This window comes from Bradyrhizobium sp. SZCCHNRI3043, from assembly GCF_032377735.1.
Classification (GTDB): domain Bacteria; phylum Pseudomonadota; class Alphaproteobacteria; order Rhizobiales; family Xanthobacteraceae; genus Bradyrhizobium.
Window position 1 is genome coordinate 1065999 of record NZ_JAUHID010000001.1, and the last position, 25938, is coordinate 1091936.

Consider the following 25938-nt stretch of genomic DNA (forward strand, 5'->3'; position numbering starts at 1 on the left):
CGGATTTCGACCAAGGGGGACGCGTGCCGGACCAGCGGCAAACAGGGCATGATCAGGAGCTCGGCATGGCCGAGCGCGAGAGGCTTTTCGCCGGAGGCAGTGAGCTGGCCGGACTGATGTTGCGGTTCGATTGGGAGAGCACCTCGATCGGAACGCCGGAGCATTGGCCGCAGAGCCTGAAGACGGCCGTCAGGCTCATGCTGACATCCCAACAGCCGATCTGGATCGGTTGGGGAAGGGAGCTGATCTATCTCTACAATGATGCTTACAAGACCATCATCGGCGGTAAGCATCCCTGGGCTCTCGGTCGCCCGACGTCCGCGGTCTGGCACGAGATCTGGGAGGACATCGGTCCGCTGCTGGCAAAGGCCGGCGGCGGTGACCAGGGCACCTATGTCGAGGCGCAGCTCCTGATCATGGAGCGCAACGGCTTTCCCGAGGAGACCTACTACACGTTCTCCTACAGTCCCATACCGGACGACGATGGATCGCCCGGAGGAATCTTCTGCGCCAACACCGATGACACCCAGCGCGTGATCAGCGAGCGCCAGCTCTCGCTGCTGCGCGAGCTCGCAAATGCCGGGGCCGGGGCCCGCAGCATCGACCAGGCCTGCGCAAGCTGCGCGGACGCCTTGGCGCGGGAGTCGCGCGACCTTCCTTTCGCGATGATCTACATGACCGACCCGGACGGCGAGGCGGCGCGGCTGGAGGCCTTGACCGGCATCGACCGCGATCATCCCGCCGTTCAGCCGAGGCTGAGAATTCAGCCGGAAGGAACGTGGCCTCTGGCTGAAGCGCTGAGGCTGCAGGATGCGGTGCTGGTTCGCGATCTTCCGCGGCGGTTCGGCCTCAGCTTTCCGACCGGCGGATGGCGTCAGCCGCCACAGCACGCCGTTGTGCTTCCGCTGCCCGCGTCGGGGGAGGCCGGATGGGGCGGCTTCGTCATCGCAGGTCTCAATCCGTTCCGCCTCTACGACGAGAGCTATGCCCGCTTCCTGAACCTCGTCGCGGGGCAGATTGCAGCGGCCGTCAGCAATGGCGGGGCCTATCAGGCAGAGCGGCGCCGCGCGGAAGCGCTGGCCGAAATCGACCGCGCCAAGACGACGTTCTTTTCCAACATCAGCCACGAGTTTCGTACGCCGCTGACGCTGATGTTGAGCCCGCTGGAAGACCTGCTCGGCCGCGACGAGGCCCAACTCACCTCCGAAGCGCGATCCGTCCTCAGCCTGATCCACCGCAACGGCATTCGCCTGCTGAAGCTCGTGAACACGCTGCTCGACTTTTCGCGTATCGAGGCCGGCCGCATGACCGCGCACTTCGAGCCGATCGATCTTGCGGTCTTCACTGCCGAGCTCGTGTCCAACTTCCGCTCGGCGACGGATCCTGCCGGCCTGCGTCTCATCATCGACCCCAAGCCCCTGTCCGAGCCGGTGTATGTCGACCGCGACATGTGGGAGAAGATCGTTCTCAATCTGGTGTCGAACGCGTTCAAGTTCACCTTCGAAGGTGAAATCGCGGTGTCGATCGGCTTGTCCACCGACCGCAATCATGCCGAGCTCAAGGTTCGCGACACCGGCACCGGCATCCCGCCCAGTGAGCTGCCGCACCTGTTCGAACGGTTTCGTCGCATCGAAGGCGCGCGCGGCCGATCCTTCGAGGGCAGCGGCATCGGTCTCGCTCTCGTTCAGGAACTGGTGAGGCTTCACGGCGGGGAGATCGCTGTAGACAGCGCGCTCGGCCGCGGCTCGGTCTTCACCGTGCGAATTCCGCTTGGCTCGGCGCATCTGCCAGCGGGCCAGATCGGACCTTCCCATGTCCTGACCGTTACCAACGTGCGGGCCGAGGCCTACATCGAGGAGGCGCTCGGGTGGCTGAACGGCGGTGTGCCGTTCGAGCTTCCTCACCCGTCATCATCCGACGACCTCGGAGTCCGCTCCGCGACGGCATCGGCCCGTGATCGTGTGGTGCTCGCGGACGACAATCCCGACATGCGCGACTACGTCCGCCGTCTGCTCGGCGAGGATTATGACGTGGAGGCGGTCAGCGACGGCATGGCGGCCCTCGAGGCGGTCCGACGGCGCCGCCCCGATCTGGTGCTGACCGACGTCATGATGCCGGGGCTCGACGGCTTCGGCCTGCTGAAAGCGCTGCGTAGCGATGCGCAGCTTCGCGACATTCCTGTGGTCATGCTGTCGGCGCGCGCCGGCGAGGAGGCCAAGGTCGAGGGGCTTGATGCCGGGGCGAGCGACTATCTCACCAAGCCGTTCAGCGCGCGCGAGCTGCTGGCGCGGGTGCGCGCCAATATCGATCTGTCGCGGGTGCGGCACGAGGCCGAGACCACGCTGCGTGAGCTGAACGAGCGCCTGGAGACGCAGGTCTCCGAGCGTACCGCGGAGCTGCAGACCAAGGAGGCGCGGTTGCGGACGATCTTCGAGGCGAGCTACACGTTCCAAGCGCTGCTCTCGTCCGATGGGACGCTTCTGGATGCCAATGCGACCTCGCTCGAAGCGATCGCTGCGCCCCTGCACGAGGTCGCAGGGCTGCCATTCTGGGAGACGCCGTGGTTTGCGGGGACGCCCGGCACGCCCGAGCTGATCAGATCCCTGGTCGACGCCGTCGCTCGCGGCGACGGGGCCCGCCAGGAGTTGCAGCTCGAGCTGCCGGTCGGCGGCTCACGGTGGTTCGACTTCCAGATGCGGCCGGTGCGGGACGAGACCGGACAGGTGGTCGCCATCGTGCCCGAGGCGGTCGAGTTGACCGAACGGCGCAAGGCGGAGGAGGCGTTCCGCCAGGCCCAGAAGATGGAGGCGATCGGCCAGCTCACCGGCGGCGTCGCGCACGACTTCAACAATCTCCTGACCGTGATCCGGTCCTCGGCCGACCTGTTGCGCCGGCGCCAGCTGTCCCCGGAGCGCATGCGGCGCTACGTGGATGCGATCTCGGACACGGCGGATCGCGCCGCCAAGCTCACCGGACAGTTGCTCGCCTTCGCGCGGCGGACGCCGATGGAGCGCCGCGTCTTCGATGCCGCGGGGCATATCGAGCAGATCGAAGAGATGCTGCAGACCGTGCTCGGTGCGCCGGCCGCGATCGAGCTCGACCTGCAAGCGCGGCCGCTTCCGGTCGATGTCGACATCAACCAGTTCGACACGGCCCTCGTCAATCTCGTTGCCAATGCGCGGGACGCGATGGAAGGCCGGGGCGTCCTGACCATTCGCGGTCAGCTGCTGCCGCAGGACGGCCAGCCCGGGCGGCCGCAATTCGTCTCGATCGCCGTCAGCGACACTGGATGCGGCATTGCGCCCGATCAGATCGACCGCATCTTCGAGCCGTTCTTCACGACCAAGGGAGTCGGGCGCGGCACGGGTCTCGGCCTGTCCCAGGTCTACGGCTTCGTGCACCAGTCCGGCGGACGGGTGTTGGCGGAGAGCGAGGTCGGCAAGGGGACGACGCTGACCCTGCTGCTGCCGCGCACGCACAAGCCGTTGGAGCTGCGCGAGCGGACCGAGCACACTCCGGACATGGTCGTCGCGCGCTGGAACGTGCTGGTCGTCGAGGACAACCCGGAGATCGGCGAATTCTCGACCCAGCTGCTCGAGGATCTCGGCTATCGAACCGTGCTGGCGCGCAGCGCAAACGATGCGCTGCGCTTGATCGACGCGAATCCCGGTGGCTTCGATCTCGTGCTCAGCGACGTCGTGATGCCCGGAATGGACGGAGTCACGCTCGGCCGGGAAATCCGTCGCCGGCTCCCGATGATTCCGATCGTGCTCAACAGCGGCTACAGCCACGCCCTCGCCGACGGCGACCGCCACGGTTTCAGTCTCATCCAGAAGCCCTACTCGGTCGATGAGCTCTCGCGCGTGCTGCGTCAGGTCATGGCCGCACGCGAGGAAGGCGCCAAGTCGGCGTCGTCCTGACGACGCGCGCCGCGGCTTTCCCCTGACGTCGGCATCGCGCTCGTGATCCGCACTTGAAGGATGGTGCCCGGGCGGCGTATTTTTGGGCGCTGGGGGAGGTCTCATGGCAGACGTGGAATCGTTGCCGCGCGGGCGTTGCGTGCCGCGGCGCTCATTTGCTCTGGCCGCGTGTGCGGCGCTGGTCGTCTGCAGCAGCGCGTTTGCCAAGGACGATGATGCGGACGAGCCCGCATCGGGTCTCGCCAATGTCTACATCGACTTCCGGACGAACTATGCCTACGTGCCAGGGGGCACGTTGTCGACCGGCCTGGGCGACACGTCCCTGTTCGGAACCCTCTCGCAGCTCGCGACCTTGCGCAAGCTGCTTGACCGGCCGGCTTTGCCCGGACGGCCGCAACTTTCGGCTCCGACCAACCAGGGCCTTGGCGTCGACGTTCCGCTCACCGTCGATCTCGGCGACGCCTTGTCGCTTTGGGCCGGGTTCACCGGAAGCACCTCCTACAACGGCCTGTCCGGCTGGGCCGACGTGGCCATCACCAGCTGGTTCCTCGGCTTCCAGGCCGACGTCTATCAGCAGAACGGCGGCACGCTTCCGACGCTGACCTTGCAGTCGACGCTGACACGGTCGGTGCCGGACTCGCCATTGGCGACCACCTCGTTCAACACCGTCATCGAAGCCAAATACGCGCTCGATCCGGATGAGACGCGCGGCTGGCTCGCGGGCGTTCAATACACCCATGTCGAGGTCGATTCCGCGCTCGCGCATGTCGGGAGCACGACCGCCGGCTATATCGGCGGCTTCTACCAGTGGGAGAACAACTGGAAGGTCTCCGCGCGCGTCGGCATCCAGTCGTTCGGTGGCGCGCAGCTGCTCGCCATCACGCCGATCGCGTCCTACACGCAGCCGCTGGTCAGGCTCGATCTCGATCGCATGGATGACGATGACAACCGGCTGTTCGGCATCACCGCGCAAATCGCCTGGGCGCCGAAGCCGGTCTATCAGCTGACGGTGAGAACGCCACTCTACGCGATCAAGAACTGACGGGGTGATCGAAGCTGCGCGCCGGCTCGTCTCAGCGCATGCTCACGAACTTGGCCCAGAGGCCGGCGAGCAACGCGCCGGTCATCATGTAGTGCGGCTTGTCGCAGAACAGGCTGCCATATTGACAGACATCGGCGCCGACCGATCCCAGCTGGTGCTGACTCGCCGCGTAGAACAGGGCGGACAAGCCGGCCAGTACGACCGCAACGACATACATCGGAAGACCTCCTCCACCGGCCGCGCCCGACGGGCTGAAGTAGCATTGCCGATCGGCGCAACTATCTGAGCTTGACACGTCGGGCAAATCAGGCGCATTTTGACATCGTCGAAGAAACCATAAAGCCCGCGCCGCGAACTCGGCAGCGGGCTTTTTATTGGCTCGGCCCGGATTTGGAGCGGCGGTTATCGAAATCGCAAAGCCTGACCGCCGCATTTCGATCAAATTTGACATGTCGGGCAAATCACCGGCATAGTATCATTATCGAATTTTCCGAACAAGATGATGCCGCGTTGTCCGCGGGCATTTGACTTGAGCAGCGCAGGCCGGCATCGGCTGTCGACCACGATCGTCGGCTATTCATCGCGCGTCGCGCAGCGCGCAGACAACTTCGAACATCCGGATACTCGCCGGCCCGCGCGAACGGGCCGGTGCGTGGGCGTGGCGACCGTCGCTTCGCCCGCAGCGGTCCCTTGCTTGAGCCGAGGGATAGGGTTCGCGCCTGAAACGATCGCGCTTTCGGCTGCGATCTGCCGCGCTTTTCCTTCGCCCAGGAGAGAGGAAGATGACCGCCTACCTCATTGCGCTCGCCCTGATCGGCCTGGTGATGGTCGCAGCCGCCGATGCGATCTCGTGACGATCACCACCCTCGCATTCATCACCCATGATACCAGGGACGTGACCATGTCGAAGACGATCACCGAAATTCGCTCGATGGCCCGCAGCCACACCAAGACGGCGATCAACACGCTGGTTGGCGTGATGCGCTCACCGAAGGCGACACATGCCGCGCGCGTGTCCGCCGCCAACGCCATCCTCGACCGCGGTTGGGGGAAGGCGCCTCAGGCGCTGCAGAACAGCGAGGACGGCGCCCTCGAGCTGATCCACCGCATCGAACGTGTCATCGTGCATCCGGATGAGCACGATGGGGAGCAGGTGGATGAGTGATCCCGGTGGTGGGTGAGGCGTGAGCGCCTCGCAGGATCGGGAGATCGGCCTTCAATTGGCGTGGCAGCTTGGTGTTCTCTCCCCGGCTCCTGGGACGGTGGCGAAATCAGATCGAGACATGCCGGCCGGAGACAATGAGCCGAGACGGACTCAGCGCCCAAACAGCCGCAAAAATCAGAGCCGGCGGACTTGACGTCGACGCTCGTTTGTTCGATCTTTGTTCTCGGTCTGAACGTCGTTCCTTGGGCAATCGCAATCTGGATATCTTCGGGTCATCAACATGATTGCATCAGCACGGTCACGGCCGGCGCGAGTCGTGAGTGTCTTGAAGCGGCTGCTTGCTCTCTGGCTGTTGCTCTTCGGATTATCGTGCCGCGCGGCTGTCGCAAGCGATGTCCTCATCAGCTATGCGGTTGAAGCCAAGGGAGAGACGGATAGCGGCAATCTCAACGATTGCGACGAGGTCGGCGTATGCCGCTTCCACGCTGCCGGTCTAGACGTTGAAGTCGTCCTCTATACAGAAGCAGGCGTTGCCATGCTGGAGATGATTGTCAAAGGACCGCCTGGCTGCTGTTATACCTTCGAGGCCAAAGAGCAATTTCGAGCGACCATTAAACCCGGCCTGACGCGGTTGGAGATCTACCAGCGCATGTGGTCACCGCACGATGATTTCGTCAGGACCCCGTTCTCCTGGAATCGACGGATTGGAACCATCTATCTCGCGTTCTCACAAAAGCGCTCCGCGAAGTAATCGGGCGCGTCATGATTAGGAAGGATTGGACATGGCCAGCGGACGAGATTTCGTAGAGCGGGCGCCACTGCCTCCGCCAGGGGCTCCGAAAATCGAGGAGGGTGACCGATCTCGTGTGTTCGGAGCAATTGGAAAACAGATCGACGACATCGTGAACGGACCCGGGTCCTATTATCCTGAGGGGCACAAGAAGATCCGTCAATTGTCAATCCTGCCGGCGCAGGTTTTTTGTGGACCTCCGGGGTCGGTCAGGTCTTGGAAGCTCACGTTGCCTCGGAGTCCCAAATCAGCGGACCTCTGTTGACTGTGCCCCTGAGTTTCGCCGTGGTGTATTTGTTTGGCTGGGGAATGAGCGCATTTGGGAAAGTCTGGTCGCAGGCCACGCGCGACGCTGAGCGGGCCGACCGGGAGTAGGTCCGTCGCTTCTGTGTGTGCCTAATTGGATAATCGTGCGCTTACGCTGCTGAAGCGGCTCCAACCGAATGCAAGGCTCCGGCTGCATTCGCGGCGTGTTGGGGCCGTCCTCCTTCGCCGCCGATCAAGTCGACGGAACACCTTTGGTCCGATCACTCACCTTGCCCCGGTTTGCTGGAGAAATCCGATGGCATCACGCTATTCTCAGCTGGCCGAGCCGTCGACTGGTACACAAGATGGGTCAAGTCTCTGGGAACGCCTTAGATGGCCGGAGCATGGCCAAGGATTGCGCCTGCAGTAATAGTTCGAAAGCTCATCCGGAGGTAGACATGCGGCTGAATAGAGGTGGTCTTATCGCGTGCGCCGTCTACACGCTGTGCGCTGCCGGCCTCGTCGGCTCGGCATCCGTCACCGATGTTAAGACGAGCGTGATGCTGTCCTCTCTTGCGGTGTTTCCTGCCGGGATTTTCTGGTCCGTCTGGGCCGCGGTGTCCGGTTCGGGGCGTTTTCCTTTTTCCGTCGATTCCTGGTTGAATAGTTTACTCGCCTATTACCTCGAGTCGCTCTTGCTCATCTACCTGATCGGTTGGGCTGCGAGTGCGCGGACAGCGGCAGGAGCGCGCCTCCGCAACAAGGAAGTCCGGTTGCCCGATCGTCCTGACGTCGATTGATCGATTTCGTCTGGACGGCCGCAGCCATTGATCTGCCTCCAAGCGGAAAGCTGTAGTTCATTCGCACCATCTGGGCACGGGCGACACTCGTTGCGCGGGGGTAAGCCCGCGCGAAGGAGAAGCTCATACAAGGTCGACGCATATGGCATCTCGATACTCGCTGACCGTTCAAATCAATCCTGGTTTTCCGGGACATGCTGCAGTCGTCGTCAACGAGCCTGGGCGACAGACGTTTGCCGGGTTCGGACCCAGCACCCATGGGGTTCCGTTGAGCCACGGGAAATTTGACGTTCATACGCTCCGTCCGGGCGAAACTCCTCCGCCTGATTTCTCCAGCGTCGTCGACGATGGTCAGTACCGCTCGTTTACCGTTCCCATCACGCCAGAACAGGCGGCAAGCGCGCTGAACGAAATCGGTCGGATCCGAAACGCGGGCGAAACTTACAACGGTCTCAAAAGTTACAGCCCGAACGTTTGCACAACGATCGTGAATCGGATTATGGGGGCTGCCGGTCTGGGCGGGAACAGTCTCCCACGCGTGCTGCCGTCGCAAAGCGGCGAGTACCTCGCGAATATCGAGAGAGAGCTGTCCTCCAACAGGAAAGCGAATGTGACCTTCGATGGCGGCGGTTTCGCCAATCGGATTCCCGACGCTCTTCGTGACATCCAGAGCGATTATGCATTTGTCGGTGGTGGCTACGATACACCGTCGGAGCGAACCGGCCGCCTCCCTAGGCAAGCGTCGAACCTGTACGAGACAGCGCCGCCACCCGACGATGCGGTGGGAATGGACCGCGGGTCCGGCCGATATCTGCGGAGTCGTCGGGCGGACTCGGCGACTGCAACGATGTTCGACAGCGGCACGAATCCCATACCGTACATCCCGCGAGTCCTGCTGGGACCACAGGCGACGCGGTCAGGACGTATCTCTGGATCGCCGGACGAATCCGGGCCGGCCGAGCTGGGCTCTTCATATCGGCAGCTGTGGCCGCAGCCCGACGACGGGGACACCACGCCGAGTGATTTCAACGATTGGTACACGCGCTGGGTCAAGCCGCTCTGGGAGCCATAGCAGGCAACCGAGACGGGGCCGCGGACGCGAGGTGAACGGCCGGTAAGAGCAGGTGATCATTGTCCACCCTCAAGATCCCCACCGCGAAAGTGTTTGAGCCGCTGCTCGCGCCGGCCCGCTACAAGGGCGCGTTCGGCGGGCGCGGCTCGGGCAAGTCGCACTTCTTTGGCGAGCTTCTGGTCGAGACCTGCCAAGCCGAGCGCGGCACGCTCGCCGTCTGCATTCGCGAGGCACAGCGCACGCTGGCGCAATCATCCAAGCGGCTGATCGAGGACAAGATCGCGGCGCTCGGCCTCGGCCAGGGCTTCCGGTCGTTCAGCGACCGCATCGCGGCTCCCGGCGACGGGCTCATCATCTTTCGGGGCATGCAGGATCACACCGCAGAGTCGATCAAGTCACTGGAGGGATTTCGCATCGCCTGGATCGACGAGGCACAGACCTTGAGCGCGCGTTCGCTGTCGCTGCTGCGGCCCACCATCCGAGCGCCTCGCTCGGAGCTGTGGGCGAGTTGGAATCCGCGCCGCAAGTCGGATGCCGTGGACGATTTTCTGCGCAGTCGCAAACCGGAAGGCGCCGCCGTGGTCAAGGCGAGCTGGCGCGACAATCCGTGGTTTCCGGCGGTGCTGGAGGAAGAGCGGCAGCTCGACCTCGCGCTCTATCCGGACCGCTACGAGCATATCTGGGAGGGGGACTACGTGCGCGCGTTCGAAGGTGCTTATTTTGCCGATCTGCTGGCGCAGGCGAAACGCGAGGGACGGATCGGCAAGGTGTCCGCGGACCCGCTGTTGCCGTTGCGGGCGTTCGTCGACATCGGCGGCGCCGGCGCCACGGCGGACGCCTTCACGATCTGGATCGTGCAATGGGTCGGCAACGAGATTCGCGTGCTCGACTATTACGAGTCGGTCGGCCAGGTGCTGGCGTTTCACGTCAACTGGCTGCGCGCGCGGGGCTATCAGAACGCGATCCTGTACCTTCCGCACGATGGGCTCGCGACCAATGCAGTGACCGGCAAGCGCTACGCCGATCATCTGCGCGAGGCCGGCTTTGCGGTCGAGCCGCCGATCACGAACCAGGGCCGGGGCGCGGCGATGATGCGGATCGAGGCGCTGCGCCGGCTCGGTCCGGAGCTCTGGTTCAACGAGACGACAACCGAAGCCGGGCGCGAGGCGCTCGGCTTCTATCACGAGCGCAAGGACGAGACCCGCAACGTCGGGCTCGGCCCCGAGCATGACTGGTCGTCGCACGCGGCTGACGCGCTGGGCCTGATGGCGATCTGCCACGAGGCGCCGGGGCGGGTGGCGAGCTTCCATCGTCCGATCCGATATCAAGATGCCGGGTGGAGCTAGCGCTCTTGACAACGACAGGGCATTCTGATGTTCTTTTTTTGTTCCGACGTGTTTACAATGGAAGCTGCAGCGCAAGTGGCTCTGTCCGTTACAGGTGTTGTCGCCCGCGACATCAGAAAGTTGGCGATCGCGAGATCGGCCTTGGGTGTCGGCGATCGGCCGGCTCGCCGTCGTGCGACAGGTCTGAACGGACGGCGCAAGGGAGCGTGTCAGTGAGACTGAACAAGGGAGGGCTGATCGTCTCGGCCATCTACGTCGTCCACTTCCTGGTGTTCAGCTGCTTTTCCTACTTCGCCGGCTTGAAAGCCAGCGTCTTGCTCGCCGAATTCGCGGTGCTTCCGGCGGGATTAATCCTGGGCTCGATTTGGCCGCTGCTCGGTCTTCATGATCCGCCATTCGACGCGGACTCATGGATGAACAGCTATGTGTTCTATTTTCCCGTGAGCCTGTTCATCTCCTACATGGTGGGCTGGGCGCTGCATGCCTTCTGGCGGCTTCTTGCCAGATACGTCGCTCCTCGGCTGGACCGGCTGGACGAGCGCCTGGTCAGGCGCTTCCATCGCGACTAGCGCTGCGCGTTGATGTTCGGACAGCGTTCGTCAGAGCGAACATCAGAAGCCCGTACGAGCAACATCTGACGCAGAGTCCGCGTCGCATCCAACATCGTCAAACGAGACGCGAGGTGCCGAGACCAAATGAGCTGTCCGTGGAGGACAGCGGTGACGTCGCCACGCTGTCTGAAACAAATGATCGAGGCCGAGAGCATCACACGTTTGGCGCGATCGACATTGGCAACCACGAGGTGTTGTAGTTCGTTGTTTGTTCCCGGCGCTGCCGCTGGATTGGAGCCGCCGCTCGACGTCCGGGGTAGACTCCGGGCGCCGTCATTCGCGGAAGGGAGCGACTGATGCCGACGAGCTGGGACCAGCCCCGCGTCGCCTCCTTCTCGCTCATCGTTGGCTGTGTATCCCAGATCATCTGGGTGACGCTGACCGATATTCTTGTCTACATTGCCAGCCCTCACGGACTCCCCTTGGATTATCCGGAGTTCGTGGTGCACGTCATCTGGCTCGCCCCGATCCCGGCCTTGTGGATTCTCCGTCGCTCGCCCTCCGCGACCATCCTGTACGCGCTGTCATTGTCCGCGATACTGGCGTCCCGACTTTACGAATACCTGCAGGTGGCGATGTATGGCCCTTCAGTTTTGCGAAAGATGACCGAGGCCGATCTCGCAGCCACCGTGATCGGTGGCCTTTCTCTTGCTGTCATTTTCTTCTGGTCAGCACATTTGCTGACGAACCTCGTTTTCACCGCCGTACAGCGGATTGTCGGCGTACTCAGAAACGGCTAAGGGCTATTCTATCACGTTGGTCGTCGGTCCCGGGTTTCCCGGCCATGCGGCGATTGCCGTCAGATCTCCGATCCAGATTCTACGCTCTCGCCCCGCAGATCAGATGCCGTCTTCGGCGCCAGCCGTGGAATTCGGCGCGCTGACCGCTGCGACTTTGAACGGCGTAGCAGCCCAATGGACGGTCAGGCCGACTTGTCTCCGTCTGTCTCACGGAGCGACGGCACCTGAGGCGGGTTGCCGAACACTGCCGAAAAAAATCTGGCGAAGTGGATGGCCAGGAATGATGCGATGCCGGCCAGGATTCCCTTGTCTCCAAACAGGAAATACCAGGCGCCGCACATGAATGCGAGAATGAGGACATTGACCATCATGGATGTCAAACAGCCTCGCACGGCGCTCTTTTGAGTGTCTGCCAGCTGATTGTCTGTCGGCGTCATGGGACTCGTCAGGTGCTCGCGTGAACGACGAATTCAAGGGAGTATATGATGGCTGCCGAAAAACTCATTGCCAAGCTCATCAACATGATTGCGCAGAGTCAAGCGAAGAAGGAGACGCTATCGCGATATGCCGCGCCGCGTCGAGATGATGTTCTCCACGATGGGATGGTCGGATCGGGAGAAACCTGGGGCGGAATCCTGGGCGCAACATTGGGAGGAATAGGGGGAGAGATGGTCGGTGGTCTGCCCGGAGCCGTCGCGGGATCAGTGGCGCTCGGAACGGGTGGATCGCTGGCCGGCGGGTGGGCGGCGCATGGCGCTTACCGCGAGGGGCAACTCATCCGAGAGATCCTGTCGAACCCCCAAGACTGGACCGTCGATGCGGCAGGCGCAATCGTGCCGGTGATGCCGCCCGCGGATCGCGATGCCGCACCTCGGCAAGGCGCGGCCCGGCCATCACGGATGGTCGACAATTCAAGTTCACTGCGCTGGTGGGCGCAGCCGGATTTGGAGACTCGGTCCGCCAGCGGTGCGGCCGCCGGTCGTCCCGGCAGCTTTCCCGGTCTGATCGCAGACACCAGCAACACCAGCGCGATGGATCCGGCAAGCCTGCAATCGCCGGCAGGCGGCCTGCTTGGGATGATCCAGGACTACATGCGCACGCATCCGGTCGACGATGGTGCTGCGGTTTCCGCGTGGCCTCCCCGATGAGCCTCGGTCTCGCACAAGGGTCCCGAAACCTGACAATTGCGTTCTCAACGACGTGGATCTGACCATGCCAAAAATGTCGAACTCCGATCTCAAGACGATGCTCGCTGCCGAAAAGGCCGATGCGCTGGCCGCCATCTCCGCGGCACGGCTGGCGGAGGAGCGGGCCGATGCGATGGACTACTATCTCGGCAACATGAAGAAGGACATGCCGGCGCAGGAGGGACGCTCGCGGGCCGTCTCGACTGATGTCGCCGATACGGTCGAAGGCCTGCTGCCGCACCTGATGGACATCTTCGCCGGCTCCGACGAGGTCGTGCGGTTCGAGCCCGTCGGGCCGGAGGACGAGGCCGCCGCAGCGCAGGAGACGGATTACGTCAATCACGTCTTCATGCAGCAGAACCCCGGCTTCATGATCCTGTATTCCTTCATCAAGGATGCTCTTCTCTCGAAGGTCGGCATCGTCAAGGTGTGGTGGGAAGAGCGCGAGGAGGAGAGCCGCGAAACCTATTACGACCTCACCGAGGATCAATTCGCGCTGCTGGCGCAGTCGGTGATGGACTCGGACGGCGCGATGCGGATCGTCGCGCATTCGAGGCGATCAGGACTCAGTCCGAAGCCTCTTCCGTGACTCCGACCTGGAGCGGCTTCTGACTTCGTCCGGAAGAGAGGGGCAAGGCGTCGCGCGCGCGACAAAAATACGAACGCTCAAGGTTAGCAGCGCGTTCGGTCCGACGACACGCAAATCGGTCGAAGTGGTGTCCGCGATACGGAACACCGAGAAGCCAATCACACCTTCCGTGTTCGTTCAAAGGAGCGTCGACTTCTTCGTTTGGATGCTCAGCTCAGCGCGCCCAAGATCATCACGATGAGAAAGCCCACGGTCAGCCATATCCATATTACTCGCTCGTGCCGGATCGCGAGCTTCAGGCGTTCTCGACCTGGCTCTGTTAGTTTCGCAGGATCCATTGCCGAGAAGCGAAACCCGAAAAACAGCCATGTTTTATAATAGCCCGGCTTCATGTAGCGCATGTCTGAGGCGCTTGGCGCGATGTGATTGTGAATGACGCGAAGATCATTCAGCCATAGTGCCCACAGCGGCAGGCCCGCGACCGTCCAAACGAGAAGAATGCCGATTGTCGGGTAGGACATGTTTGCAGCGCCGGCAAGGGTATCGATCACGGCCGATCGATTCATTCCAGTTGATGAAGGTAATCTAATGTCGGTGAATGAGAAAGGCAATCTGCGCCCGGACGGGATCTCTCTCGAGCTGCCGTGGTTCGGGCTCGGAGGGACGTACTATTGGAATCCGGGGGCGCCGACCGCGCCGAGTTTCACTTTGACAGGAGGTTTGGGTAAGGGAGGGGGCGGGTTGCACCTCATCCACCTCAGAAAAGGTATGTCATCCGAAGATACTCTTAGGTTCGGTGCGTCAGTTAACGTGCCGTCGTTCAGTGTCAACGCGAGCATTCCGGACGAAGCCGGCATTCCTCTGCCTTGGAAAGCAAAAGTGTCTTCGATCGGAGTAGGAGCCGCCATTCCCGGCGTTGGCATGAACTATACGGCCACGCCGGCGCAGATCGCCGCTTTCGTCAGGAAATACGTTCTGAACCCCGTCATGGGTTTGGAAGATCAGTCCTCGGCGGCTGGACACGTTGCCCAGAGCGCGCCGGTCCGATTGGAGCCCGGTGCGGAACGACCGATACCTTATGCTGGACCGTGGTCCGGCAGGGAGCCATTTGGTTCAGGGATCTCTCCGTGGTGGTCCGACTACATCGGCGGGCGTCACGAGCCGTCAGCTCGCATCTTTTCGGGCAGCCACGCCGATCGTGCACTTTCCGACGGTGCCACGCCCGTTCCTTACATCGGAGACGGGTGGGCAACTCCCGGAGGTCCTTCGGACATGACTGCTTCCGTTATGGGTGGTGGCTCGGGAGCCGGCGGACAGGTGGGGTCTTCCGGCGGCCTTCTCGGCATGATCCAGGATTATCTCCTGACCGACGCGGCTCGAAGCGGCAGCCGTTAGACGCTCCGATTTGTCTCTCCATAACCGAACGAGCCCATCGCCATGAACATACCTCTTCAGTGCGCGCCGCTGCAACCGGTGCCGCAACCGATCACGCACGACGTCACCATCGTCACCACGCGAAAACTCGCCCATGCGCGGGTGATGGGCGTGCCGCCGGAGGAGTTCGGGATCGAGCGCGGCGCGCGCTCGATCCGTGACTGCAACTACTGTTTCCACGAGATCGTCACCAAGACCGAGGCTCAGCTGATTGCCGAAGGGTTCGACCCTGCGCAGATCAAGTCGCTCGGCGACTACACCGGGACGACGCAGGTCGAAACGCTTGCGCGCGATACGGTCGACGAGCATTCGCGGGCATCGTCGAGCACGGCCAATTCAGGCACCAGGCTCGTGCGCATCACCGAGCACTACGTTCGGATCGACTATGAAGGCGACGGCCGACCGTGCCTGTACCAGATCATCACCGGCGGGGACCAGAGTGAGATCCTGCGCAAGGACGGCCAGGACTGCATCTCGCCGTTCGATGCGATCCCGTTCGCCGCGACCACGCCGGTGCCGATGACGCACCGCTTCTTTGGCCGTTCGATCGCAGACCTGGTGATGCCGCTGCAGCGCGAGAAGACCGCGCTGAAGCGCGGTGCGCTGGACAATCTCTATCTGCACAACAATCCGCGCGTCGAGGTGGCCGAGCAGAACGCGGGGCCGAACACGCTGGACGATCTTCTGGTCTCGCGTCCCGGCGGCGTCGTTCGAACAAAGACCGCAGGCGGCCTGAACTGGCAGGTGGTGCCCGACATTACCAGTTCGATCTACCCGATGCTGCAATACATCGATGCCGAGCTCGAGAGCCGTTCGGGGCTATCGAAGCAGGCGCAGGGCATCGATGCCAATGCGCTGCAAAATCAATCGGCGACGGCGGTGGCGCAGGTTTTCTCCGCCTCGCAGATGCGCATCAAGCTGATCGCGCGGATCATGGCTGAAGGGGTCCGCGACATGTTCGGCCTGCTGCATGCCACCATCCGTAAGCACGGTCAGCAGCGCCAGACCGTGCGGCTGCGTAATGCCTGGGTCCAAATCGATCCGCGCAGCTGGAAGACGCGCGACGACATGACGATCGAGGTTGGGCTCGGCTCCGGCGGCAAGGCGCAGCAGTTCGCACAGACCATGGCGATCGCCAACGTGCAGAAGGAGCTGGCGATGGCCGGCAAGATCAACCTGGTCGGCGATCGCGAACTCTACAACACGGCGGCCGAGCTGACACGGATCATGGGGCACAAGAATCCCGGACGCTTCTTCAACGATCCGGCCGCGGTGGATCCGCAGACCGGACGGCTGCTGCACCCGCCGCCGGCGCCGCAGCAGCCGCCGCCGGACCCGAAGCTGCTTGCGGCGCAGGCGCGGGTGCAGACCGAGCAGGCGATCGCCGCGCACAAGGCGCAATTGGCGCAGCAGCAGGCTCACAACGACCTCATCCATCAGCAGGTCAAGGTGCAGGCCGAAATCGAGCTGGCCAAGATCAGGGCCGGGCTGGACGCGAAGATTGCGTTGCTCGACGCGCACCTCAAGACGGTGGAAGAGGTGCAGAAGCGCGAGCAGGCGCAGGTTGCTCACGAGATGAAGATCGCCGAAATGGCGATCGGCATGGCCGCAGCGTCGGGCCGGGCCGAAAGGGAGACGCATGGCAAGATGGAGCGGCGCGATGATTGATGAGAGCCTCCTGCAACAGACCGCCGCGCGCGGCACCCGCGCCAAAGCGCTGCTCGACGACCAACTGCTTGCCGGCGCGTTCGATGCGCTCGAGGCGAGCTACAGCTCGGCCTGGCGGCAGACGCTGATCGACGACGTTGCCGGCCGCGAGAAGCTGTTTCTCGCCATCAACATCGTCGGCAAGGTGCGCGACCATCTCGGCGCGATGGTCGCCCATGGCAAGCTGGCGCAAGCGGAGCTGAAGGAGCTGGCGCAAACGGCGGAGCGCAGGAAGCGGTTCGGCGTGCTTTGAGCCGTCTCGACATCCTGCGAGAACAATCAAAAGGCGTATTGACTTGTTCATTGTTTGTTCTAAGATCGACAGAGGAGATTTTCGGCCCAGTTTCGCAGGAATCGTCGGCTTGCGCTCGTTGAAGCGGAGGGCAGATTTCGCACGTCTCGAAGCTGATTGGCTTGAGGACGACGCTCTTGTCGACACCAGCGACTAACAGCGGGGAAAAAGAGGGAATGTGGATCCGAGCTGCGAGATGCATTATGTCGCGTGACTTATTACATCCATTTTCGATAGGTGCGCTCGTTGTTGGGTTGTCCATGGCGACGGGAGCGGTGGTTGGCATCCTTTCTGTCTTGGACTCCCTATCGAGTGACGCTGTTGCACAGCAGGTTGCTTCCACCAAGTTGAGCCTCGTATGGAGTTCGTCTCTCCCCGGCATCCCCCAGTTCTGTTCCGGGGCGGAGCCGGCCGTTGTTTATATGGAGTATGATCCTGCGCGAAAGACGACCTCGATCTTCAAGAGCACCTTGAGAGGCGAGGAGAAGCTTCTCGCCGAGGTTCCCGGCAATGCCGACGTGAGATCGTTGTCCTGCTCGCAGGATGGCCGGACGATTGTCGCCTACGACTCCGACCCACCGATGCTCTTCCTATTGCGAGACTCGCAACTGGCGACGTACCGGCTGTCGGGCTATCGACCATTCGCGAGGGCGGGCCTGTACTCTTTCTTGTCGCCGGACGGACAAAGCATCAAGCTTCCGGAAAAGCCGGTCCTGGTCAGTGGTCCGGATCTCATGGCCGACATTTCCGTGTTTCCCGACGAGCAACATAGCGTGTTCTTCATGGAAGGGCACGTCTATGTCGACGATGCGATCGGCATCCAGAAATACGTTCCGGCGGATGGCGGTTGGACCAAAGCGGGTCATGAGATCAAGCTGCCCAAGGACTTCAGCTCGACGGAGATCGTCCGGTGCGGCGATCATGAAGTTGCGTCCCTAGTCGGGGTCGAGACATCCCGCTACATGGTGCTCGGTGACCGCTCCAGCCCACAGGACTGGCTGGCCGATATCGGTGTTCGAAGGCTGTTTCGAAGATACAACGAGCCGTTCCTGATCAGTGGTGACTACGGAACCTGCGCGTTTCCTCTCCTCGATCGTAAGCACTGGCACACGACACTCGGAATTGCGCGCATCGAGCGTGCCGGCGTGCGAACATTCTCGCTACCGTATCCAGAATTCCGGATTGCCAACGACAACCTCTCCTTCAGCAAGGACGGCTGTTACCTGCTGCTTCAGGGAACATGGTCGGGAGGGGTGGTTTCGGGAAACACACATCTTCTGGCCGTCCAGAGTCCAGAATGCAAACGATGAGAAGCAACAATGCCAAGATATGAGTACCCAGGTTATGGCCCATCTGGCGACGGCTGGTTGACCAAGCGCCCCGGCACCAAGGGGGGATATCACGGGGGTACGGACAATCCGGCCAAACCAAATACTCCCGTGTATGCCGAATACAGCGGCAAGATCTTCAGAAGTGGCGTGATCGCCGGCTATGGCCGAGCGGTTGTGGTCGAGTCGGTCGCGCCGGACGGAACGAAGTTTCGCGCTCTCTATGGCCATTTGGGGCCGGGAGACTTGCCGGAGCCTGGCACCCCGATTGCAGCAGGACAGCCAATCCCGGGCGCTGTGATCGGAACCAAGGACTATGTGCAGTCGATGGGCGGTTTGTCCACTGGCCCTCATCTGCATCGGGAGATCATCTCTGGAAACGTACGTCTCAATGCCGACGGTCCGTTTGGGATATACTCGAGCGACGTAGAACATAGAGCTGATCCTGATGCATTCGACATCAACCACCCATTTTTTCTCTATGAGCAGCAAGGTCAACGATCGTCGCCTCAGCCAAAGTCGGGGAACGATGTATCGAAGCGAGCGCCTGGAAGTGACAGAATTGTTATCTCGCCTCCTATCGCCCCGTCGGACTCTCTGCTCATGCCAGGCATGCCGATCCCCGGCGCAGAGGGGCCAACTTCCATCGGTGGTCCGGGTGGACCGCAGCCGGTTGTCCCGCCACGTTCGTCGTTGCCATCGACGCATTCGCGGGGATCGCGGAGAAATGGTGGCGTCCTAGGGCCACTCGATCTCGGTCTAGAGCCGCTGGCGGCAGCCAGCCTTCCTCTGCCTTGGGGGACGCCGCCGGCGGACCTTTCGCCTGTGCAACAGCAAGCCGCACGTTACTTCACCGCTCCGTTTTCGCCCGCCGGAGCAGAAGACGGCGGGCAGCCCATAGACGGGCGCGCGACCCTCTCGCCGGTAGGTAGTTCCGGAGAGATGTTGTCTGGAGCCCAACCGGAGCAAACCTACCCGGTAAGGCGGCTGATAAGCCGTATTGCCCGACAGTGAGTGAATTTCATTTCTTGGATGTATCGGCCACTTCCGAACAAGCTCAACATGAAAGTCGGCAACGCTGGTGGCCAACGCATGTACCAGAGGCCGGTTGATCGGTTCAATCCAGGAGAACCGGTCGGAAGGACGGCATAGTCGGGGGCGCCGGTTGAAACGTCGATCCGTGTCGGCAGCCGGGATGGATCACTGATGATGCAGGACTTGTTGACAACAATGCTACGTTCAATAGGAGGCTCGTCGCCGGTCATTTTGGCATGCGGAATGCTGAATCTGTCTCGATTGGTCGTCCCCGTCCTTCTCCTTTTGTACCCTCACGATCTCGCGGCCCAGAACGTAATGCCGGATCCAGAAGCTTATCATCGCGCCGTCGACTATTGTCGTGGCGACGTGCCGCAGCCGACGGCGATAAGCCCTGACCGGACGATCGTCTGCTTCAGCGAGCAGACCGACCTCGATGTCGACGTGTCCACGGTCAATCCAAGATACCACGTCTTCTTCAAGACGAAGATCATCTATGAATCCTATCCCGAAAGCCAAGACGAGGTCGACGCGCTCGTCGCGCGGGTCGTCTCGGGCGGGTGATCCATGATCCGTGATCGGATCAGGCGGCCATCAACTGATCAACAAGAATACGGAAGCGCGGCGTCAAGCCTATCGTTGCTTACTTGTGGAGTCACGAAATGAAGGACCTGTTTGAGATTCCAAAGATGATGCCGTCGGTTCGTGGTTTGACTTCCATCGAAAATGGCCCGGCCATCAATGGGCTCGGAGAGATTCCAGCGATCAATCAATTTACGGACGGTGACAAGTCAGGGCTTCCATCGTGGTTTCCGTTCGCTCCCCTTGGCCCGCTGCCAGCCGGGCGCGATCCGTTTGGACCGATATCGCATGCGCCAAACAACCAGGGGCAGCCGACTAACATTGAGCCGCTGATGGTTCCCGATCAGCCGGGGCTTCCGCAATGGATGCCGTCCGGCCCGATGGCCGCTTCCAGCCGGACCCAAACCCTTCGGGCCGGTCCCCGACAGACCACGCATCGAGCGGCGGCCGATCGATGTAGATCCTCCGTCTCGTCCTCCCGAATGGATGTTCGGTCCACCTGAGCTTGCCGAAGCGCTGACACAGTCAGCTTTGCGTCATGCGGCAAGACATGGTGATGTGTTCAATTATCCTGATCCACGCTCGAAGGCCGTCGAGGCGCTCTCATCAGAACTCGCGGCACGTCGACAAGCCGTCCCTACGAGGCGACTTGTCAGTCGTCTGGCAAAGTAGCGCTGCTTGCGGGCAAGAAACGTGACGCCCAGGGACATCGTGAACGTATCGACGCGGGCAGCGCCGGAGTCCGATTTCGATTGAGCTCGCAACAATCGTCATTGACACGTCGGGCAAATCAACTCCATAAAGGCAACATCGCAAGACTTGCACGAGCCCGCGACGGACACACCGTCGCGGGCTTTTTCGTGAGCCGTGACTTGGTCCGGCTCACGGCCAATGTGCCGTGCTGTTGGACGTCACCGCGCCAAACAAGGTGCGGTTATGACAGGCGGTTCTGCCGACCCCGTTCATCACGGGCGCCACGGCATCGACGTCTCGCAGAAGCCGAACCGGGAGTGATCTCTCGCGCCATCGCGCCAGCGGGACCTGAAAGTGTCAGACCATCTCCAGATCTGCGCAGCGGCGATCGGCGCAATGCGCGGTCGTGACCTCCAAGCGGCGGCACGATCGCGGCGAACGCCGCGTGCCGTGCAAGCCAACATCAAGGATCATCGATGACCACACCCACGTCCACTTTCGTCACCTACCAGGCGGTCGGCAACCGCGAAGATCTCAGCGACATGATCTATCGCATCGATCCGGTCGACACGCCGTTCATGAGCGGCGTCGACAAGGAGAAGGCGACCGCCGTCAATCACGAATGGCAGACCCAGGCGCTGGCGCCCGCCGACGGCACCAACGCCCAGCTCGAAGGCGACGACCCCAACACCAATGTGACCACGCCGACCGTTCGTCTCGGCAACCAGTGCCAGATCTCCTACAAGGTCGCCCGCGTCTCCGGCACCCAGCAGGCGGTCGACCATGCCGGCCGCGACAATGAGCTCGCCTATCAGGAAATGCTGAAGGGCCTCGAGCTGAAGCGCGATCTCGAAACCATCCTGTGCGGCACCAACCAGGCCAAGATCGTCGGCAACGCCACGACGCCGCGCAAGACCGCCTCCATCCTGTCCTGGATCGTTTCCAACACGTCGAAGGGCAGCGCCGGCGGCGCCGCAGATCCCGCCGCGGCCGATGGCTCTGGCACGCGGACGGACGGCACCCAGATCGCCTTCACCGAGGCGCGGCTGAAGACGGTGCTGTCGTCAATCTGGATCAACGGCGGCAAGCCGGGCACGATCCTGACCGGCGCGTTCAACAAGCAGGTGTTCTCGACCTTCACCGGCCGCTCGACGGCGATCGAGGAGGCGAAGTCGAAGAAGATCGTGGCCTCCGTCGATGCCTATGAGTCCGATTTCGGCAAGCTCAAGGTGGTCGCCAGCCGCTTCCAGCGTGCGCGTGACGTGCTCGTGCTCGAGATGGACAAGTGGGCCGTGGCCTATCTCAACGGTCGCAACATGATCTCGATCCCGCTCGCCAAGACCGGCGATTCCGATCGACGCCAGATCCTCGCCGAATACGCGTTGGTCGCGCGCAACGAGAAGGCCAGCGGCGGCATCTTCGACAACACCACCGCATAGCCCGATCTTTCATCACCCTGATCTGCAGGCGGCTCTCGGGCCGCCTGTTTCTTTTGGAGGTTCATTCATGCCGCTTCCCGACAATCGCCCACTGAACACGGCCGATCTGACGGCCTACACGCCTTCCTGCGGCGCGAATCCTGTCGCCGCCTATGTCCGCGCGCCGTTCCGCGGTCGGCTGCTCAAGGTGGCCGGTATCCTCGGCGGCGCCATCACCACGGCCGACGGCACCGTCACCGTCACGGTAAACGCCGCGCCGGTCGCAAGCTTCACTGTGCCGCAATCCGGCTCCGCGGCGGGGCAGCTGTTCTCAGTCGTTCCGGCCTCGCCGGTCTACCTCAACGAAGACGACGTCGTTGCACTGACACCCTCCGGTGCGTCGGGAACATCAGTGCCGATGTATTTTTCGCTTGCAGTCAGGGGAGCCTGAGATGTCGTTCTTTCCCAAACAGCCATCATCCCGGATCGGCGGCACGCAGACCATCGCCTTTGACGGCAGCGTCGGGGCCACCAACAAGTTCGGTCCGGGCACGTTCCAGCTTCGGCTCGCCGCGAGTTCGGCCTGCTGCTACCGGATCGGCGACGGCGCTCAGGCCGCGACCACGGCCGACGTCTTTCTCCCCGCCAACACGGTCGAATACGTCACCGTGACACCCGGACAGAACATCGCGGCCATCAAGGCCGCCAGCAACGGCCTGGTCACGGCGACGGCCGGCACGCTGTGGATCACGGAGCTGTCGTGATGGATGGGCTGACCATTCGCCCGCATCTCGACCGCGATGGATCCGGTCTCGTGATCGAGCATCTCCAGGATGTCGCGCCCATCCTGGACTGGAACAGCGAAGCGCGCCGCGACGAGCAGCACAGCGACTGGGGCCGCCACGTCGCGCGCATTCCGAACGTCATCTACGTCAAATGGCTGAACGAGGAATATGCCAGGGGCAACACCCGGCTTCGCCTGTTCACGCCCGAGTTCGACGCGATCGTGCAAGAGAAGCTCAATGATCCGGATTGGGCCTATCTGCGCACCGACAAGCCGGCTCTGCAGAGCGGATGGAAGGCGGGACCATCATGACCCTGATCTCGAACTATTCATCGCTGCAAGCTGCCGTGTCCGAGTATCTAGCGCGCGACCAGGACACCACGCTGGTGGCTCGGATACCGAGCTTCATCCAGCTCGCGGAAGCCAAGTTCAACCGGCAGCTGTTCGTGCGGCAGATGGAGCAGCGGGCGATCGCCGTCGTCGACCTCGGCGCCAGCGAGCCGGAGTTCATCGCGCTGCCGTCCGACTTTCAGTCGATGCGGCGGATCCGACTGACGAGCGTGCGCGGCCAGCCTGCGCTGGAGTTCAGGTCCGGCGTACAACTTGATGAGTATCGCTTCCGTGTTTCCGACATCGCGGGCCAGCCGCGCTACTTCTCGGTCTTCGGCGACCAGATCGAGCTCGCGCCGCGGCCGGACGCCGCCTACACGATCGAGATGGTCTACCGACGGACCGTTCCGCCGCTGGCATCGAACGATTCAAACTGGCTGCTCACGCTGGCACCCGATCTCTATCTCTACGGCGCTCTGCTCGAGTCGGCTCCGTATCTCAAAGAGGACGGGCGGATTCAGACCTGGGGTCTCGGCTTCACCAGCGCTCTCGCCGATCTCAATGCTCTTGGCCTGACGTCGACCTTCAACGCCGGTCCGATGACGATGCGGCTCTCCGGCCAGGTCGTCTGAGACGCTGTCCAACACAGAGGATCACATGGCTGCATTCAACAAATTCAATTGTTTCGTTCAGGATGTCGCACATGCCCTGCACGACATGCTCACCGGGACATCGCATGTCTACAAGATCTATCTCACCAGCACGGCGCCGGTCGCAACCAATACGGTCTACAACACGCCGGCCGACCTGACGACGGGGAATGGCTACACGGCTGGCGGCGTCTCGATCGGCGCGATCACCGGCGGGCAGACCTCCGGCACCTTCCGATTCATCGGCGGCAGCGACCCGTCGTGGACCGCGGCCGGCGGCTCGATCGGGCCTTTTCAGTACGCCGTGCTCTACAACGCGACATCGGCGACCAAGCCACTGATCGGCTGGTGGGATTACGGCACCTCTGTCACGCTTACCAACGGCAACACGTTCACGGTCGACCTCGACCAGGTGAACGGCATCCTGACGATCGCCTGACATGGCAGCTTTTCTCGACATCTGCAGGTTCCTGCCCACCGCCGGCGGTACGACGGACTGGACCTATGCCGCGGCCGTCCAGGGATATCAGGGCCCGGCCGCGGCCGGCGCGGTCAATGGCCGGCTCTACAAATACAGGGCCGAGAGTGCCGACCTGACGCAATGGGAGGTCGGCGAGGGCGCCTACGCCTCGTCGACCGGCACATTGGCTCGGACGACGATCCTGTTCACCTCGGTCGGAACGACAGCGAAGGTCAACTTTTCCGCTGCGCCACAAGTCGCGATCGTCGCGTTGAAGGAGGATCTCATTTCGATCGAGGAGGCCAACGCCTTCACCAGCACGCAGCAGGCGCAGGCGCGGAGCAACATCGCCGCGGCTGCAGGCCCCGGCAATTGGACGCGCTCCGTCCTGACTTCAGGATCTGGCACCTACACCCTCAAAGCCGGATGCAAGGCGCTGCTGGTCCGCATGGTCGGCGGCGGAGGCGGTGGGGGTGGCGGCGGCACGACGGGAGCGACATTTGGTGGTGTCGGCGGTGACACGACGTTCGGCTCGTCGTTCCTGACCGCCTCGGGAGGAGCAAACGGCGGCCCGTACGGCAACGCTTACGCGAGTGGTGGAGGTGCGACGGGCGGTGACCTCAATATTAGAGGTGGTCACAGCACGCCAACCGATGGTGCGGGCGGTTCGACAGGCGCGGTGCTTCAAGGAAGGAATGGCGCTAACTCTGCATTCGGCGGCTGTGGAGCAGGCGGATGGATTGGCTCTGCAGGAAGTGCCGCGGCGCCAAATAGCGGCAGCGGCGGCGGAGGAGGCGGAGGCACTGACGGCGGTTCGGGCGGGCGCGGTGCTGCCGGCGGCGGCGCCGGAGGATACGTGGAGAAGTACATTTCTGCTCCGGCCGCGACATACGCGTATTCGGTCGGCGCAGCGGGCAGCGGCGGTTCCGCGGGTTCGAACGGCACTGCTGGCGGCTCTGGTGGCTCCGGGATCATCATCATCGACGAGTACTACTGATGTCACTGCTCGGATTCGACGCCGTCGGTAGGCTGGCGATCGCGCAGCTCCCGCAAAGCTCCGCAACGAATACGATATTCCTTGCGAGTCCGGCCGCCGTCACGCTTGCAGGTCGAGCAACCAGCTTCCAGTCTGCGCTCACTCAGATCACCGCGTCGCTCGTCTATGCCGGTGGCTCGGCGGCTGCGCGCATCGGTCTTCTCAGTGCGCAGAACGGCTGGCTGACGGCGGGCACCACGGTCCTGTATTCGCTCGGTGCTTTCGCCGCCCCCGGCGATTTCGTCGCGGCGGGGAACTCCATCACGACGGTCGGCAAGATGCAGGCCGCGGGGCGGACTCATATCGTCAGCGGCCAATCATCGGCCTTCGTTGGCGCAATGACCGGCAAGAAGACCTCATATCAGCTCGTCGGATACGACGTCGGCTACGGGCGCGGCTTCGAGGCCTGGTATCCTCTCGGCACGGGGACAATCGGTTGGAGCGGCAGCAACGCTCCTGAGCAGTCCTGGTCGCCGAAGCCAAGTATGGCCGACCATTGGCTGGGTGTCCCGGCATTGTCATTTTCGTGGAATGCGTTGTCTCCTCCGACGCCGCGCTGGACGAGCGATTGATGTCCTCGTCGTGGCCATCATCTGTTCGAGCCTGATGCGCGCGGCCGTTTGAAGGCTCGGGCCCCATCGACGTTGTCGATCTTTTCTGTTTCCTCTTGACCGCGGCGGA

At 62.6% G+C, this 25938-nt stretch carries 29 protein-coding genes; 26 read left to right on the plus strand and 3 right to left on the minus strand.

Annotated features, from left to right (window positions below):
• The first annotated feature begins 65 nt into the window (after positions 1-65).
• Together QX124_RS05140 and QX124_RS05145 are read left to right on the plus strand one after the other, a co-directional pair.
• On the plus strand, positions 66-3920 hold the full coding sequence (locus QX124_RS05140) for an ATP-binding protein (RefSeq protein ID WP_315796529.1): 3855 nt from the start codon (positions 66-68) through the stop codon (positions 3918-3920).
• Positions 3921-4023: 103 nt separating this feature from the next.
• Entirely contained in the window at positions 4024-4962 is a 939-nt protein-coding gene (locus QX124_RS05145) for a hypothetical protein (RefSeq protein WP_315739093.1), read from the plus strand.
• 31 nt (positions 4963-4993) lie between these two features.
• Here QX124_RS05145 and QX124_RS05150 read toward each other — a convergent pair whose 3' ends face one another.
• The gene (locus tag QX124_RS05150; RefSeq protein ID WP_315756157.1) at positions 4994-5179 is read right to left on the minus strand and encodes a hypothetical protein; all 186 of its coding nucleotides are present in this window, start codon (positions 5177-5179) and stop codon (positions 4994-4996) included.
• Between the two features lie 684 nt (positions 5180-5863).
• Between QX124_RS05150 and QX124_RS05155 the strand changes: the two genes are divergently transcribed.
• The 7 genes from QX124_RS05155 to QX124_RS05185 all read left to right on the plus strand — a co-directional run bounded on the left by QX124_RS05155 (position 5864) and on the right by QX124_RS05185 (position 11732).
• Positions 5864-6127 (plus strand): hypothetical protein, encoded by a 264-nt coding sequence (locus tag QX124_RS05155; RefSeq protein WP_315796627.1) that lies wholly within the window; start codon positions 5864-5866, stop codon positions 6125-6127.
• 316 nt (positions 6128-6443) lie between these two features.
• A complete protein-coding gene (locus QX124_RS05160; protein WP_315771500.1) occupies positions 6444-6878 on the plus strand; it encodes a hypothetical protein in 435 nt (144 codons plus the stop codon).
• 743 nt (positions 6879-7621) lie between these two features.
• A complete protein-coding gene (locus QX124_RS05165) occupies positions 7622-7963 on the plus strand; it encodes a hypothetical protein (RefSeq protein ID WP_315739087.1) in 342 nt (113 codons plus the stop codon).
• Positions 7964-8231: 268 nt separating this feature from the next.
• Complete coding sequence (locus QX124_RS05170) at positions 8232-9035, plus strand: hypothetical protein (protein WP_315796530.1); 804 nt, start codon at positions 8232-8234, stop codon at positions 9033-9035.
• A 59-nt stretch (positions 9036-9094) separates the two neighbouring features.
• Positions 9095-10381 (plus strand): PBSX family phage terminase large subunit, encoded by a 1287-nt coding sequence (locus QX124_RS05175; protein ID WP_315739084.1) that lies wholly within the window; start codon positions 9095-9097, stop codon positions 10379-10381.
• Between the two features lie 212 nt (positions 10382-10593).
• Complete coding sequence (locus QX124_RS05180; RefSeq protein ID WP_315739083.1) at positions 10594-10950, plus strand: hypothetical protein; 357 nt, start codon at positions 10594-10596, stop codon at positions 10948-10950.
• A gap of 338 nt (positions 10951-11288) precedes the next feature.
• The gene (locus QX124_RS05185) at positions 11289-11732 is read left to right on the plus strand and encodes a hypothetical protein (protein ID WP_315796531.1); all 444 of its coding nucleotides are present in this window, start codon (positions 11289-11291) and stop codon (positions 11730-11732) included.
• Positions 11733-11914: 182 nt separating this feature from the next.
• Here QX124_RS05185 and QX124_RS05190 read toward each other — a convergent pair whose 3' ends face one another.
• Positions 11915-12169 (minus strand): hypothetical protein, encoded by a 255-nt coding sequence (locus tag QX124_RS05190; protein ID WP_315796532.1) that lies wholly within the window; start codon positions 12167-12169, stop codon positions 11915-11917.
• 48 nt (positions 12170-12217) lie between these two features.
• On the opposite strand from QX124_RS05190, the gene QX124_RS05195 reads away from it, so the two are divergent.
• Positions 12218-12880 (plus strand): hypothetical protein, encoded by a 663-nt coding sequence (locus QX124_RS05195; protein ID WP_315796533.1) that lies wholly within the window; start codon positions 12218-12220, stop codon positions 12878-12880.
• Between the two features lie 64 nt (positions 12881-12944).
• On the plus strand, positions 12945-13508 hold the full coding sequence (locus QX124_RS05200) for a hypothetical protein (RefSeq protein ID WP_315796534.1): 564 nt from the start codon (positions 12945-12947) through the stop codon (positions 13506-13508).
• Between the two features lie 209 nt (positions 13509-13717).
• Here the strand turns inward: QX124_RS05200 and QX124_RS05205 are convergent, their stop codons facing one another.
• Positions 13718-14029, minus strand: a complete 312-nt coding sequence (locus QX124_RS05205) for a hypothetical protein (RefSeq protein ID WP_315796535.1) — start codon at positions 14027-14029, stop codon at positions 13718-13720.
• On the opposite strand from QX124_RS05205, the gene QX124_RS05210 reads away from it, so the two are divergent.
• From QX124_RS05210 to QX124_RS05275, 15 genes are all read left to right on the plus strand, one after another.
• Positions 14028-14903 carry a hypothetical protein gene (locus QX124_RS05210; protein ID WP_315796536.1) on the plus strand — a complete coding sequence of 292 codons (876 nt, stop codon included), beginning with the start codon at positions 14028-14030 and terminating at the stop codon, positions 14901-14903. The genes QX124_RS05205 and QX124_RS05210 overlap by 2 nt on opposite strands.
• Before the next feature lie 42 nt (positions 14904-14945).
• Complete coding sequence (locus QX124_RS05215) at positions 14946-16610, plus strand: hypothetical protein (protein ID WP_315796537.1); 1665 nt, start codon at positions 14946-14948, stop codon at positions 16608-16610.
• Positions 16603-16902, plus strand: coding sequence for a hypothetical protein (locus tag QX124_RS05220; RefSeq protein ID WP_315756141.1), 300 nt, complete (start codon positions 16603-16605; stop codon positions 16900-16902). The genes QX124_RS05215 and QX124_RS05220 overlap by 8 nt, the downstream gene beginning before the upstream one ends.
• Before the next feature lie 242 nt (positions 16903-17144).
• Positions 17145-18251 (plus strand): hypothetical protein, encoded by a 1107-nt coding sequence (locus QX124_RS05225; protein WP_315796538.1) that lies wholly within the window; start codon positions 17145-17147, stop codon positions 18249-18251.
• Positions 18252-18260: 9 nt separating this feature from the next.
• Complete coding sequence (locus QX124_RS31830; RefSeq protein WP_409997658.1) at positions 18261-19283, plus strand: M23 family metallopeptidase; 1023 nt, start codon at positions 18261-18263, stop codon at positions 19281-19283.
• 195 nt (positions 19284-19478) lie between these two features.
• A complete protein-coding gene (locus tag QX124_RS05230; RefSeq protein WP_315796539.1) occupies positions 19479-19868 on the plus strand; it encodes a hypothetical protein in 390 nt (129 codons plus the stop codon).
• 98 nt (positions 19869-19966) lie between these two features.
• Positions 19967-20389: a hypothetical protein gene (locus QX124_RS05235; RefSeq protein WP_315796540.1), complete on the plus strand. Its 423-nt coding sequence runs from the start codon at positions 19967-19969 to the stop codon at positions 20387-20389.
• A 666-nt stretch (positions 20390-21055) separates the two neighbouring features.
• A complete protein-coding gene (locus QX124_RS05240; protein WP_315796541.1) occupies positions 21056-22018 on the plus strand; it encodes a DUF5309 domain-containing protein in 963 nt (320 codons plus the stop codon).
• Between the two features lie 67 nt (positions 22019-22085).
• Positions 22086-22448, plus strand: coding sequence for a hypothetical protein (locus tag QX124_RS05245; RefSeq protein ID WP_315796542.1), 363 nt, complete (start codon positions 22086-22088; stop codon positions 22446-22448).
• A gap of 1 nt (position 22449) precedes the next feature.
• Complete coding sequence (locus QX124_RS05250; protein WP_315796543.1) at positions 22450-22761, plus strand: hypothetical protein; 312 nt, start codon at positions 22450-22452, stop codon at positions 22759-22761.
• Complete coding sequence (locus QX124_RS05255) at positions 22761-23093, plus strand: hypothetical protein (RefSeq protein ID WP_315796544.1); 333 nt, start codon at positions 22761-22763, stop codon at positions 23091-23093. The genes QX124_RS05250 and QX124_RS05255 overlap by 1 nt, the downstream gene beginning before the upstream one ends.
• Positions 23090-23743 carry a hypothetical protein gene (locus QX124_RS05260; protein ID WP_315796545.1) on the plus strand — a complete coding sequence of 218 codons (654 nt, stop codon included), beginning with the start codon at positions 23090-23092 and terminating at the stop codon, positions 23741-23743. The genes QX124_RS05255 and QX124_RS05260 overlap by 4 nt, the downstream gene beginning before the upstream one ends.
• A 25-nt stretch (positions 23744-23768) precedes the next feature.
• The gene (locus tag QX124_RS05265; protein WP_315796546.1) at positions 23769-24200 is read left to right on the plus strand and encodes a hypothetical protein; all 432 of its coding nucleotides are present in this window, start codon (positions 23769-23771) and stop codon (positions 24198-24200) included.
• Position 24201: 1 nt separating this feature from the next.
• Positions 24202-25218 (plus strand): hypothetical protein, encoded by a 1017-nt coding sequence (locus tag QX124_RS05270; RefSeq protein ID WP_315796547.1) that lies wholly within the window; start codon positions 24202-24204, stop codon positions 25216-25218.
• Positions 25218-25829: a hypothetical protein gene (locus tag QX124_RS05275; RefSeq protein ID WP_315796548.1), complete on the plus strand. Its 612-nt coding sequence runs from the start codon at positions 25218-25220 to the stop codon at positions 25827-25829. Before QX124_RS05270 ends, QX124_RS05275 begins: the two co-directional genes overlap by 1 nt.
• The last annotated feature ends 109 nt before the right edge of the window (positions 25830-25938 follow it).